This is a genomic window from Anaerobacillus alkalidiazotrophicus, from assembly GCF_001866055.1.
Window position 1 is genome coordinate 17,823 of record NZ_MLQS01000007.1, and the last position, 14,372, is coordinate 32,194.

The 14,372-nt window shown below is 33.7% G+C and carries 12 protein-coding genes; all 12 read right to left on the bottom strand.

Translation table 11 applies throughout. From position 1 onward, the window contains the following. Positions 1-539 precede the first annotated feature (539 nt). Positions 540-1,937, bottom strand: coding sequence for a putative bifunctional diguanylate cyclase/phosphodiesterase (locus BKP45_RS07975; protein WP_071389205.1), 1,398 nt, complete (start codon positions 1,935-1,937; stop codon positions 540-542). A gap of 248 nt (positions 1,938-2,185) precedes the next feature. Beyond that, positions 2,186-3,337: an LTA synthase family protein gene (locus BKP45_RS07980; RefSeq protein WP_169824079.1), complete on the bottom strand. Its 1,152-nt coding sequence runs from the start codon at positions 3,335-3,337 to the stop codon at positions 2,186-2,188. Positions 3,338-4,346: 1,009 nt separating this feature from the next. After that, entirely contained in the window at positions 4,347-5,759 is a 1,413-nt protein-coding gene (locus BKP45_RS07995) for an MDR family MFS transporter (RefSeq protein ID WP_071389209.1), read from the bottom strand. 301 nt (positions 5,760-6,060) lie between these two features. Continuing rightward, complete coding sequence (locus BKP45_RS08000; RefSeq protein WP_071389210.1) at positions 6,061-6,300, bottom strand: hypothetical protein; 240 nt, start codon at positions 6,298-6,300, stop codon at positions 6,061-6,063. A gap of 517 nt (positions 6,301-6,817) precedes the next feature. Further along, entirely contained in the window at positions 6,818-7,009 is a 192-nt protein-coding gene (locus tag BKP45_RS08005; RefSeq protein ID WP_071389211.1) for a hypothetical protein, read from the bottom strand. 1,198 nt (positions 7,010-8,207) lie between these two features. Next, entirely contained in the window at positions 8,208-8,585 is a 378-nt protein-coding gene (locus BKP45_RS08015; RefSeq protein ID WP_071389213.1) for a hypothetical protein, read from the bottom strand. A 213-nt stretch (positions 8,586-8,798) separates the two neighbouring features. Further along, entirely contained in the window at positions 8,799-8,963 is a 165-nt protein-coding gene (locus tag BKP45_RS22465) for a hypothetical protein (RefSeq protein ID WP_169824080.1), read from the bottom strand. Between the two features lie 416 nt (positions 8,964-9,379). Next, entirely contained in the window at positions 9,380-9,895 is a 516-nt protein-coding gene (locus BKP45_RS08025) for a GrpB family protein (RefSeq protein WP_084787733.1), read from the bottom strand. 765 nt (positions 9,896-10,660) lie between these two features. Next, positions 10,661-10,795 carry a hypothetical protein gene (locus tag BKP45_RS23275; protein WP_281243029.1) on the bottom strand — a complete coding sequence of 45 codons (135 nt, stop codon included), beginning with the start codon at positions 10,793-10,795 and terminating at the stop codon, positions 10,661-10,663. Positions 10,796-11,149: 354 nt separating this feature from the next. Further along, positions 11,150-11,569, bottom strand: coding sequence for an SMI1/KNR4 family protein (locus BKP45_RS08030; protein WP_071389215.1), 420 nt, complete (start codon positions 11,567-11,569; stop codon positions 11,150-11,152). Continuing rightward, a complete protein-coding gene (locus BKP45_RS08035; protein WP_071389216.1) occupies positions 11,559-12,563 on the bottom strand; it encodes an HNH endonuclease in 1,005 nt (334 codons plus the stop codon). The genes BKP45_RS08030 and BKP45_RS08035 overlap by 11 nt, the downstream gene beginning before the upstream one ends. Before the next feature lie 445 nt (positions 12,564-13,008). After that, the gene (locus BKP45_RS08040) at positions 13,009-14,364 is read right to left on the bottom strand and encodes a hypothetical protein (RefSeq protein ID WP_071389217.1); all 1,356 of its coding nucleotides are present in this window, start codon (positions 14,362-14,364) and stop codon (positions 13,009-13,011) included. Positions 14,365-14,372 lie beyond the last annotated feature (8 nt).

A 14,372-nucleotide genomic window follows, 5' to 3' on the forward strand; every position in this document is an offset into this window, starting at 1 on the left:
TGCTTCTTTATTTAGCTTCTTCTAGATACATATACTGGTTGGAAAAGGACGTTGGAAAGTTGGAATATGAAATAAAGCTGAACTTCAATCAGTGGGGGGTTCTTTCATCTCCCACCTAAACTTTTCGATTTACTTACGTTTTGAGGTGGAGGTCTTACTGCCCCTTGAGAGTGGGATAAACTTATCATAGGAAGAACAAACAGAAGATATAAAACAGTTGAATAAAAGCTAGAAAATCTCAATTAGTCATAAGGCATATAATTTCAGAAATTGTTCTAGATTTGCTAGATTAATACAGTTGAATGGTAAGACACTGACAAGCAAACCTATAACTTTATCGATTTCCTAACTTAAAGAAATATTTATTAGTATTGTCCTTCCCTCTGGCTACACCTAAGTATGTAAGGGTTTTTATAAAATAATTCAAAGTAAATCTTAAACTCTCAGTTCATACATATAAAAAATTTACTTTTTTATTAACTAATCATCGGGATTTACATTTTAACTATTTGGGCTTGGAGAAAATTCATCCTGAAAATTTATTTTGTGGAATGAAAAAAAGCTTCAACATAATTAAATGGTACAGGTTTACCGAAATAATAACCTTGCATAAAATGACAACCTATACTACATAAATATTGATACTGTTCAATCTCCTCTACACCTTCTGCCAATACTTTTATTTTCAAACTTTTTGTCATTGCAACTATTGCTCTAGTGATCGCTGCTCTTTTTTTGTGCTGAGTGATATCTTTAATAAACGACTTATCAATCTTTATTAAACTAACAGGAAGCTTTTCAAAATAGCTTAATGACGAAAATCCAGTTCCAAAATCATCAAGAAAAATTTCAATCCCAAGATTATTTAATTCATTTAATTTAGACAAAATTTCCTCACTATTTTTCATAGCCGTACTCTCGGTAATTTCAATTTTTATCAAATCTACATTTACACCAAAATCCTCAATATGTTGTTCTAATTTTGGAACTAAATTATGTTGTTCAAACTGCTTTATCGACATGTTTAATGAAATGTAAAAAGATGGAACCGCTTTTTTTGACCATGTGCTTAAGTGCTCACACACCTCTAAAAATACCCATTCTCCAATCTTAAATATTAAATCGGATTCTTCAGCAATAGGTATAAACTCACCAGGAGAAATTGAACCGAGTTTTTCACTCTTCCACCTTAGTAATGCTTCGAATCCTACTATTTTTTTGTTATATACATTTACGATTGGTTGATATTCAAGATACAATTCATTATTGTCAATTGCTTTTTTAAGATTCTGCTCAATTTTTGCTTTCCTATCTATTTCATTCGCAATTTCGACATTGAAAAATTCAACTCTGTTTTTACCTTTCTTTTTTGCGCTATACATGGCTTGATCCGCACGAAGTACAAGTTCATCTAAATGATTTGTATGTTCGGGGAAAATACTAATGCCAATACTTGCACTTACACTATACTCATTATTCAATAATCTTATTGGTTCAGTTAACTTTTGCTGAATCCTCTCTGCCACCTTGTTTATATGTTCTCTATCAGTAACACCTTTAAACAAAACGACGAATTCATCACCACTGTATCTTGCAACTAAGTTTTCAGACCCAACAACATTGTTTATTCGGTCAGCAACAATTTTTAAGACTTTGTCTCCAGCATTATGTCCAAGGGAGTCATTGAAGAATTTAAAACGGTCTAGATCAATAAACATTAGTACAATTGTATTTTCATGAATATCAGCTTCACCTAATATCAACTCTACTAGTACATTTTCAAAGTTCCTTCGATTAGGTAATTCTGTTAAATAATCATACTCTGCCATAAATCGCAAATTTTCTTTACCATTGTATTTTAGCTTTAAATTTTTTCTTTCATTCTTTTTATCTATTAATTGTTGTTCATCTCTACTATTACTTATTTTTTTCCCCATAATCCCCCCCATTCACGCTAATAATTCAGAGAAAACCCTACTAGCGTAAATATGTATTTTAGGCCCAAATTTTTCCCTTATCATTTCTCTATTTAAATTTTGGTACTTTTAGCTCTGTTTTCATATATTATATAAAAAAGTTAAGGTAACCACAACGAGTTTGTTAAATTTTGGAGCGGAAAGATCATTGTTACCCGACATTATCATTTAGGTATTTCTTTACATATTTGCGACATTTTTCAGTGGTGCTACCTTGGCCCTTGTCCACCAAACAACTGATCATATTGGAGAAGATGGTAGCGTTTGGCATCTTCAGGAGAAAATTCATTTACATCTCTACGACTTGAAAAAACAACGGCCCCTTTTGTTGCAGTTTTATTTAAAAACCTCATTATGGGTGTTTGTGGCTGTGAATATTTTTCTAAAACAAATGCTCCTAGGAAAGATGAACTCATACGTAGGTCGGCATTCTTTTCATCTGAGAAATTATCCCAAATAACAAACGGGACACTATACATCTTTTCATAATCATCCTTTTCCCAAAAACGAGGGTTGGCATCATTTAAATAGCCAGTTATTGTATACCCCTCATAGGCAGCACCTAAATATGGTAAATGATCACCAAAAAACACAATAACCGTTGGATCGTCAATCTTTCTAAAATAGTTGACTAAAAGTTGAAGCGAATCATCTGCATCTTTCACTCCAGTACTATAGTTATTCAATACTTTCGTAATGTCCTCAGGCATATCGGTTACTTGGATCCGATCCTCTGGATAGTGACGCATATTATACGGACCATGATTTTGCATCGTTACGGCAAAAATAAATAAAGGTCCTTCAGAATTTTGATGTTCATTAATGATTTGTTTTGACACTTCCAAATCTGAGATGAAGTTGCGTCGATACTCCGGGTTTTTAAAAGATCGATAACTTTCAAAACGATCAAAGTCAAAAAAAGTGTATACTTCATTACGACGGTAAAACCAATCATGATAGCTATGAATCGCGACTGTTTCATAGCCATGATTTTTTAAAGTCGAAGCGAGAGAAGGGTGCGGATGGTTTACAAATTGAGAATATGCAAGTGAGCCTTGTGGAAGCAAATGAATACTGTTTCCTGTTAACACTTCAAATTCTGTATTCGCTGTACTGCCTCCCAACACTGGCACGATTAGTTCGCCAGATGTATGATTCTTTTGAAGACTACGGAAAAATGGAATAGGGTCCTCGCTAAATGTAAGATTAGGTAATCGTGTCGGATCCCAAAAGGATTCATTCATAACAAAGATAAAATTCGGTCTAATTTCAGTTTCAATTTCTTCTTCTAATTGTGTCGACAACTCATTGAACGTTACATCATAATAGCCATCCGGTGGTTCAATCGTTACTTTTTGCAACGAATGAATAAAACCTACTTGTACCCCTTTTCTTTGATATGCAATCGACTTGTTCCAATCATCATCATGAATTCCCCCGAACTTAAATGGTGAAAACGGCTTCTCGAAAAAAAATATAGAAAATACAACAAGTGGGATGAAACAAAACAGAATTCTAGTTTTAGATTCGAACCTCTTTTTACTAAAAAAAGTGGGAAAACTATAAAAATAAAAACGAGACATCCTAATATTGCTTGCTCTGCACTAGTCATTGAAACAAAAGAACCACCTATGTCAGCAGCTTCTTTTCTTAATACTCCAGCGGTTCGCCCTTCAAATTTAGTTTGATTTTACTTGCAGTAAAAAAAAATAGAAAAACACTAGTCGATATCCATAATGCCAACCTACGTTGTCCAGTCAATGATTGCATGAGATAGACTATTGATAAAATAAATATAAAGTTTAAAAACACAATATATGGATTAGTGATCAGCCATTCGAAAACGTGAATAATATTTGAACGATGCCATACTTCCAAGATGAGTAAGACAAAGAAAATATAGCTAATGAATAAGATTTCTTGTAACATATCCCTCATTTTAATAGTACCCCTTATCACCAAATGATAATAGTAACCAAATTCAATAACATCTCCAAATTTACCTTTAACAGATAATTTATGTACTTTTATCCATCTTATTCATAACTACCTGAGTCCATAGTAGACATATAGGGAGGTTTAGAACTTTTGGACTTTGGTTTTCTGTTTCGGCTGTGGTACGTAACGTTTGGGGCCTGTTTCGGTATCGACTGTGAAATGCAACAAGCGGAGGTATTTTGTGCACGACTCCGGTTGATTTCTGAACGAATATCTTTCTGCTTACGCGTTGCTCATTTTGCGCAAGTATACGCTGGGAGGAAAATGCTACTAAAAATAAGAAAAGACTACTATTCGAAACGAAAGTAGCCTAAATAATTATTAACTATGAACCGCAAATTTTGTGAAGATAGTAAGTAAATTGTTGGAAGATTACGTAGAGGATTTATCCTCCGCATACTCTGGTTTCTCTTTTGGCAGAAAGCTAGCTACTAAAAGTACACAGATCAGTGCAATTACAGCTAATATAATGAACACTGAATGTAGTCCTGTCGCAAGGATTTCAGGAGCTACATCGGTACCATTATTTGTATGACCTCCAATATGTTGATTTAGTACAGCTCCCAGAACAGCAATACCCAACGTTTGTCCTAACGTACGTAAAAATGCATTGGACGAAGCAGCTGTACCGCGAAAGTGCCATTGTACTGAGGATTGAACGATTACAGTAAATACAGTAAACGATAGACCAAAACCAAGTCCAATAATAAACATAATAATGACCAAAATAAAATTTGGGGTCGTACTTGTAATAAAAGCTAACGCACTCGTACCTAGAAAAATTAAAATCACTCCAGAAAGCGAAAGTGGTTTTGTCCCTATCTTTACAATAAAGCGACCACTGAAAAATGCGGCAATTGGCCAGCCGATGGACATCGGAATTAAGGTTAACCCAGATGAAGTCGCAGCTAAAAGAAGTACACCTTGTATCCAAAGTGGTAAGTACGCGGTTAACCCAATTAAAATGGCACCAAGTAGTAATCCACTCAAATTAACAATTAATAAGTGACGATTTTTCAGCAATTGAAATGGTAACATCGGTTCTGATACCTTTAATTGAACAATGATAAATAGGGCTAAAAATACAAATGCGACACTAAACAGTACTATCATTTGAAAATCGTTCCACGCAATTTCATTTCCGCCAGTTAGAAGAGCATATAATAATGCAGTTGTACCAATGATAAATGTGACCGCCCCACCATAATCAATGGAACGTTTACGTTTCTCAATTTTTTCATCTAAGTTTTTCCAGATTAAAAACATTGCGATGAAACCAAATGGAATGTTAATAAAAAATATCCAATGCCACGTGAAATAATCGACAAAGAAACCACCTACTAACGGACCGAAAATACCGGCAATTCCCCAAATTGAACCGATAATTGCTTGAGCTTTTGCCCGTTGCTCATATTTAAAAACATCTCCAACAATTGTGAAAGTCATTGGCATTAGAGCCCCTGCCCCGACCCCTTGTAGAGCACGAAACAGAATTAGTTGTTCCATTGATTGTGAAAAACCACAGAGTGCCGAGCCAAGTAAAAATAAAGTTACTCCAGTGATAAAAATCCTTTTTCTACCATATAAATCAGCGAGTTTTCCAAAAATTGGTGTCATAACTGCATAAGTTAATAAATAAATGGCAAAAACCCAACTGATCAAATCTATTCCACCTAGTTCCCTTGTAATAACTGGCATAGCTGTACTAATAACAGTTACCTCGATCGCAGCTAAGAAGGTGGCAATAATAAGTGCAATTGTAATGTTACGCTGATAACGATTCATAAATCTCCTTTTTTGTGTTTGTTATTTGGATCAAGCCCGACTACCATCGTACTAGTGTAATAATAAACCATTTTAAAAAACTGATTTCACTCTCAACATTAATAATTTACCAGTTGTCTTTAAAAATATCTAATAATTAAGCCTTTGACTTTCAAAACGTTGGAGAACTCGTTCTAGCTTAGCTAGAACATCGGAAATTCAGATGGAGACTCAACTCTAACTGAATGGAAGTTCCCACCTACGCTACGCTTAGAGGTGGTGGTCTATGACCCTGAAGTACGAATAAGTTTGAGTAATAGCTTTAATAAGGTATATAAATATCACTTAATACCCACTGCCATTTATTATTGTCGAAAATTAAAAATTTAGTTCCTTCATTTGATTCATTTTTTACCGAATATACAGTATATACTTTTCCATTAACTTTGTTTTTCACTTTGAAGAATGCTTTATTTTGTTCATTTATTAGGCATAGTTTTTCTTTAATGGAAAAACAGACTAATACGATAATGACAACACCTATCATAATAACAAACTCCATAAAATACCACCTTTTTTGTAAACTTAAGTTTTTACTTGCTATGTATTACTTTTTTACTAATCGCATAATTCCAAAGACTATCATTATTATTGAAGTTGGAAGTGTGTACATTAGATTTATAGGTGTAAGGACCCCTAGAAAAAATGTAATTACACCCAATATAATTAATCCAATTCCCACTTTCATTCCTCCGTTTCTCTACCAATTGATTTTGAACATAAAGTGCAACCATTTTCTTTACTATCATTCAACTCGTTTGTCTATTATTATATCAATCCAATATAGACGAATAACATAAAATATACAATATGCTACAAAAACACCGAAAGCTAGTGACCTACATAGTGGTCGCCACCTACCTTTCAAAAAAAACGAGATGATTATAGTTGCTGTAATAAGACACGCGAAAACTATTAACTGTATCATTTCTATTGGATGCAGCTTCTGCCCGTTCAAATCTTACCAGTTAATACAAAATAAAAAGCAGTTCTGTCTTCAACGATCCTATCCTCCAATACTATTTTTTTAGAAATTCATCTTCTAATTCTTTTTCAATTTGTTCATTAGGTATAGATTCTTCAACTTCTTCTTTAATATCAAGGTTCTTTATTATTAAATTTAACTGATACTTTATCGTTGAAAGACTACTAATGACATAAAAAAGAATTAGTAATGGTAACACAATCGAAATAATAGTAAGAAAAGTCATGATTGTTCTCCTTTTGTTATCTTACATAGTAATTTATGGCTCGTCCAAACAACAATAAAACAACATACGGACACCAGATCCGTTAATTCGAAAAAAAATCTTGATTTTTGATTTTTTCGGACAGAGCTTCCGTTATCCAGTCTTGAAATAGCGATTTTATGATGATTTTGATTAAATAGAGGATCTGATGTCCGTTAAAATATATAAAAACGTTTTTTTCAATAAATAACGGATTCTCTGTCCTAAAGGGCAGCTAGAGTTCAAGTTTCATATCTTTCAAATAAAATTATCCTATTATTTTATGAAACAACCTCTCTTCAGATATCACTTTATTGGATCAATAGTTTTGAGCCGTCCTTTATTCGGAGATCGTTTATTCCAAACAAAACTAATTAAATACTGTTGTTTTTCTTCAACTAAATGAAATTCATTATAAGAAACTCTAACTTTTTTATCATTGAGTACTAAATAATATTTTCTGTCCTCATGCTTCTTTTGTTCGACCTCAAACACTCCTACAGTCGATACTTCAAAAGATTGAGAAACAGTTATAGAAACAACAATGATGATCGATGTAATTACTACTATTGCTTGAACAACTGTTTTTAGATTTGTCTTTTGTCTTCCTCTTTTTCGTAAATAATTAATTAAAAAAAAATGTAAATAAGAAACAACACAGGTACAATAAATTGCGCAAAGAAAAAAGGGACATACATTATTTCATGGAGACCATAATTAATATCTGCAATCGCTTGAATTCTACCAAGCTGTAACCCTATAAAGCTGAACTTCAATCAGTGGGGGTTTTCCTTCATCCCCCACTGATTGTTAGTTCAACTTATCGGACCTTTAGGGGCAGTTTATCCCCCACCTAAACTTCTCGATTTTCTTAAGTTTTGAGGTGGGGGTCTTACTTGCACCTTAAGAGTGGGATAAACGCTGAATAAATAAGTCCTAGCAACCAATACAATGCCTACTTTTGAGCTTTGAAAAATCTCTGAATATCCTTCTCGTCATTTTTATTTACATTCATTTTAATCCAGCTCCCAAATTTTCATAAAGACAAAGGGAATAAGTCCCTTTAATACTCACTCGACCCCAATATTCACAAATAAATTATTTATGATTGTTTCCATGATTAAAACTCTTTCCTAAACCACTCAGATGAAAATATTAAAATACAAAATACTTTCAAACATTAGTTAAGTACCTCATTGGGAACCTCCCAAAGAAAATATTTTTTTGTAAATAGCCTTGTTACTATAATAGTGGTCATTTCATCTTTCTCAAAGATATACCCAGACCCCATTTGTTCTTTAAACTCAAATTCCTTTTCTACCATAAACTCCTTAATGATCTTTTCTTGGGATCCACTACCATTCTTTGATACAAATTTTATCCCTTGTTTAGTATCGGTGACTTGTTCGTAATGACTATTTGAGAACTCTAACTTCATAATAGCTGTCAAAACGGGAGTGGGATTTCCTTCTTGACCCAATGCGCTACCAAACTTAATCCCAATAATCCCTATTAAAAGAATAACGATCACTAAAATAATGACTAATAACCTTTTCAAGTCATTCACCACCTAAACAACATTTTTTTACAAACCATTTCACTCTTTAATGTTATCACTGCGTTACTTTATTATTAGGGATACAAAGACTAGTGTCACTGCCATAAACAAGCGCATTTAACTAGTTCTCCTTTGAAAAGTAATAGATTGTTTTACCACTCTTAAAGGGCAGTAGGACCCCCACTTATTGAAGTTCAGCTTTATAATTTTGTATCACTTTATGAATCTATATAATTTACTAACGAATATTACAAAGAACGACATAAAAAGAAGACGTCCAATAAACCATCCAACTTCTCCGTTTTTCAAGTCCGCAAAGTAACCCCAAATTATTGCTATAACTAACGTAATAAGAAAATAAATTGTTTGTTTATTCATTTTTATCCCCGCTTTCGTTTTATCCAAATTTATTTATGGCGATTTAAAATTCTACCGTAAAGAACCAGGTTCATTTACGTACTGAAACTAGTGGAGTAATTCATAGTCTTTAACTTTGGTTCAGTCTACCCTACTGCTTTTGTTGTAGTTCTCTCATTTTTTTCGATTTATAACAGAATATTTTCCTATCCAAAATATTAGTAACGAAATAAAGATTATGTAAGGCTTTGTAGATTGATTTATTACAAAAAAAGAATTTGATACAATATAAACAAAAAATAAAATAATGAACGCTGCTAATAATTCATAGAATGCTATTTTAATTTTTTTCAAACAAAACCATTCCTTTTTTCAATAAGATAGAGGTTCTTTGCTCCCCTTCCAAAAAACGGTGTAAGTTTAACTAATCACCTGATCTAATTGGTTCTTCTCAACTTACTTGCTTTTTTATCAATTACTTTTATATAATCGTTCTTTCCTTCTATGTACATAGCTATGTTTGTGGGGAATTTCTCAGCTAACGTTTGCTTTAATTGACTATATTTCAAGGCTTCCTCTGGATGTGCAATCATATAATCCCTAAATGCTAAGTGACGGTCAATTTCTCCATTTCCATGTTCAAAAATATGAACGTGATGAGTCCGGTTGTCACCACCCTTACTAAAAAAACGCCTATTTGGAATTCCATATTCACCATGAGATTCATAGCCTAGCTCTTCCATTTCGCTAGTAAACTTATCAACTTTACTAATGTTTGTAACTTCTACCATAATATCAACTATCGGTTTAGCATATATAGTTGGAATAGCAGTACTTCCTATATGATATACATGAATAAGTTCATCTTTAAAAACAGTTTTAAGTTTCTCACTTTCTTCTTGAAACATCTCTATCCATTTCTGTTTATGTGGAAAAACCTTAACTTTACGCATTACATTCACCTCGCTTGAATTAGCAACATTTATTTTATAAATCTAAACTTCAATCAGGGGGTATTTTCCTTCATTCTCCACTGATAAAAGTTATTCTATATCGGACTTTTAGGAATAGTTAAGCCCCCACATAACCTTTTTGATTTTCTTACGTTTTGAGGTGGGCTACTTCCCCTTAAAAGTGGGGGAAAAGTGTAGGTTAAATCGACTTAAGTTTCTCATTATTGTTTTTACATAACCAGAATTTGTAAATTTCTAACTTGGAAACTGTCTAGCTTCAGCGCCTATCGCTCGTGACCAAGGCGCTTGCGCTTTTCTTATCAATATAGCAATTTTTAGGGCGACAATTATTCACGTTAGATTCATTAATTCCAACTCAATATTACCACTAATTCCCTTCTATTTGGGAATATAACAAGAAAAAGGGCCTCCGCTTTATCTGAATTTTATTAGGGTAAAAGACCCCCACCTCTAAGCGTAGCTTAGGTGGGATTTTACAATCAGATGGAGTAGACTCTCCACCTGATTTACTCCTTTTTATAAACATTTTTTATATACGGAACAATAGTCCTATTTTTCATCTCTTTAAATTTGTTTTTTTATGTATAATTTTTCATTTTTTAAAAGATAATATAATTGTCAAGTCATTTTTTTCTTGACAACTCCACAAAAAAACCGCTGACGGGAAAGGCGGTTTTTTTGTGTTACGATTAAATTTTAGAATAGTTGCAATTTGTAAAGGACGACAGTAAATATAAAAACTAATTATTTATTTTTGTTTTCTCGCGCTGCTCTTTTTCTTGCTTTTTTACTTTGAACAACTTCTGAACCAAATTCCGTATCGGCTGCTTTATTCCCCCCAGTATGAGGCTGCTTTCGATTATCATTACGATTAGTCATTATTTTCCTCCTTCTTTCACTCATGTTCCTATAATTCCTTATAATAATTAAAACTTTACTTGCAACTAAGTTTATAATGCATTAGTACTATAGAATTTATTCCTGAAATGAATTAAATACATTTGCTCGGTGGAAATATAACTAAAGTTTATAACAGGTTTATATTGGGATTAGGATTGAATTTCCGTTCAAATAACTCAAATAAATATGCTATTAATCATTTTGCAAAGCTATACGCAATGCTTTTTTCAAGATAAAAAATAGCCCGCTCATATTTGACTGAGCTATTCTATATTGGTAAAACCAATTCCTTGAAAGTTATTTTTGATACAGGTGGAGTGCCCTTTTCCCACTTTAAATAAAATTATTTAAAAACTCTTCAAAGCAGTTTGCTAAAGATTCTACCTGCTGTTTTTCATGACTCCAAAAAACGATTGTTGGCTCCTTTCTTGAAGTTTCATAATTGAAGCAGAAATAATTACCAAAGGGATCATTTGCAAAAGGAATCATATCTTTTGGAAGCTGGTTGACCAACCACTCACTTACATCTTTGACTCCACCTTTTGTTGGATGCACTGTTAAAAAGGTTTTTACGACTCTGTCGTTCCCGTTACTAGTTTTTATTACATTCGGTCTCGGTCTTGCTCCGTTATGCTGTTTTACAAGTTGTTGATATGAAAAAGGTAATGTAACTTTCAAATCATTTTCTAGCTGCTTGAGCACTCGATCTGTCGCTACTGGCTTTTCAAATTTCCATTCTACCTTAACGGGCATTTGAACCACCTCCCCAAATTGATCGTCCACCACTATGTCCTGACTTAGCGTGTAGCTCCTCGTCTACTAACTGCAGCTTGCCCAACTGTTCATGGTGGTGCCACGTATAACCGTCTGGTGTTTCACTCTCATATATTTGCTCGAGCTGCTCTACTGTGAATTGACTTGCCATTCCAGGGTCTTTACTAACAGCATCTACTAATTCACTGTTTGCATAGGAAAAATGACGATAGTCACTACTTTCATACATTTTTGCTGGCAGCTCCACTTCAGCTACAGCATCAAATACAGGAAAAACCCCAATAACCTCATTCTCATTCTCTAACACGACCGTTTGTGCTTCGTAAGGAACTCCTGTTTCTGGGTGTAACTGACCATCTAGATGACTATTATGTGTCAATAAAAAATCGCCATTTTCAGCAGCAGACACGTCATCCCCTTCGATAAGATCAAACACCGTAATAGCTACTGCACCAACTATCACCACTTTACCGACACCTTTTATGCCAGTTAACGCCTTATGATAGTCTTTGTGATATACTCCATTAATGACTGCTGCACTATTTTGTAATGTATAAGCACTTGTTTTATAAACAGCTCCCATTGTTTTCCCAGCCGCAGTAGCAAACTCACCTAATCCTTCATAAAGATCAGCTTTGTTTCTACTTACAAAACCTTGTGTTGTTTTCCAGGTTCCTTGGCCTACTTGTCCTGCAATATTACCACTAAACTTAGTTGCACCATGAAGGTTTTTACCAATTTCATCGACAAAGGGACTCTTAACTTTCTTACCAATATAGCTAACGGGTGTCCCGATAACCTTTCCAGCCAAATCGCCGCCTTTTTCAGTATATGTATGGAAAATGCCTTTTCCGGTTGATGATTTCAAATTCCGGTCCTTTTCATCAAATGTCTGATATAACTTTTTCGCACGTCGCAACGTTTTGTCAGCACCAGATTTCACTTGCTTTTTCAACCATTCCTTTTTATCCATAACGACCCCACCTTACATTTTCATAATGATTGAATGTGAGACAAACCGTGATGTAAGGGATTGCTTTTTTCTTTTGACTACTACCAGATTTTTCGTCTATCACTATATAAGCTAGTAATCTTTTCTTGAAATTAGTCCTTAACCATTGGAAAAAATCCCTTTAAAAACTATTAGCCTCGAGGCTGCTTTTCATTATTGTACGTTATATATGAGCAAAATTTGAACTTCAAATAGTTGAGGTTTTTCCTTCCCCACTTATGGTTAGTTAGAGGGTATCTCAAAAGTGTTTGACACCACGCGAATTCTAATTATTATATATCGAGGCAGTATTATCATCTGACAATTTGGTTGGGACAGTTAATCCCCCACCTAAACTTTCCGATTTTCTTACGTTTTGAGGTGGGAGTCTTACTGACCCTTAAGAGTGGGATAAAAGTAGAATCGTTCACTTTATTTGCTTTATCTTTTCAGTCAATTGTTCAATATCTTCGAATAAAACTTCCAACTGAAGATTTAATTTTTGATCAATTTGGGCGAATGTTAACTCTCTTGTCTCACCATTGCTATAACGGATACTGATCGTTTCTATCGTTTTCTGCTTTGGTTTAGTAGTCTTGCTTTCCAAATATGCCTTTTCGTTTTCAGAAATGATCGTTTCGCTTTCAGTATGAGTAATTACTTTACTTTCACTTTCATCCTTACTATCTTCCGCTCTTATTTCTTCTAGTACAGATGTCTGGCTATGACTATTTGGCTTGTCTTCTAATTGAGAAATTTCCGTGGGTCTATTTGTGTCAGAAGTACTAGGTTCACTAGTCTGAGTATCCGCATTATGAGGTACCGTTTCAGTTTTGTCAGTGGCAGGTCTTACTGCTACTCCTTCACTCGGTTTCCTTTGCGAACTCAAAATCTCTCTTTCATCTAATTCAGTTGATAGACTGGCATGAACTTTTTCACTGTTGTTCCCCTGAATACTAGGTTTTACCTCATCGCTAAACTTACTTTGTTTAGCTATTTGTTCACTTGCTTTACTTTCTTTACTTCCTCTTTCTTCCCTAGCTACTGTTGGTGAATTAGCTACCGCAATCATCCGTTCACTTTTTGTTTTTATCACTTCATGCTCTTCATCTTTTTGCGCTATTTCAGGCATATGGTTATAGTAGGTGATATAACTAACAATACACTGAGAAAAATAGTCTTTGTATTGCCTAAACATGTCATCAATTATAGAAAATATATTTTCTTCGGAGCTACCTTTTAATTCATCAATAACTCTTGGGTCGCGAATATACTGAAATAATTTATTTAATTCATCAAAATTTTCACAATAACCATATCTAATTTCTTGATTTATGGCTGATACAACTCGATAAAGATGTGATTTGTTAGTATATGACACATCTAATTCTTCACGTAAAATGTAATCCACATTTCGTCTGAAACGCTTCGTTGAACCATTTCCAATTTCCAAATGAAAACCACGAGAGTTTTTAATTAATATGTTTAATTCATTTATAAGCTTGTTAGAAACAGATACAAGTTTACTTTTAACCTTTTCTACATCATCAAATCGCTCAACGTCTACAAACTTAATTTTAGGCTTTTGGATTTTCTTTTCGATGTCGTTGTTTGTTGATTTGTTTTCTAGTTTAAGTAATTCATTAATTTCAAAGTGAAAATTACTTGCATACTGGTCAAGCTTTTTTATAGTCAGGTTTATGCCTCGGGGATTTAGTTGCAAGCTTTTTTTTTGCTTGTCTAAATATTTCATCACATTTTGATCTATTCGTTGAAAATCCACTTTATCAC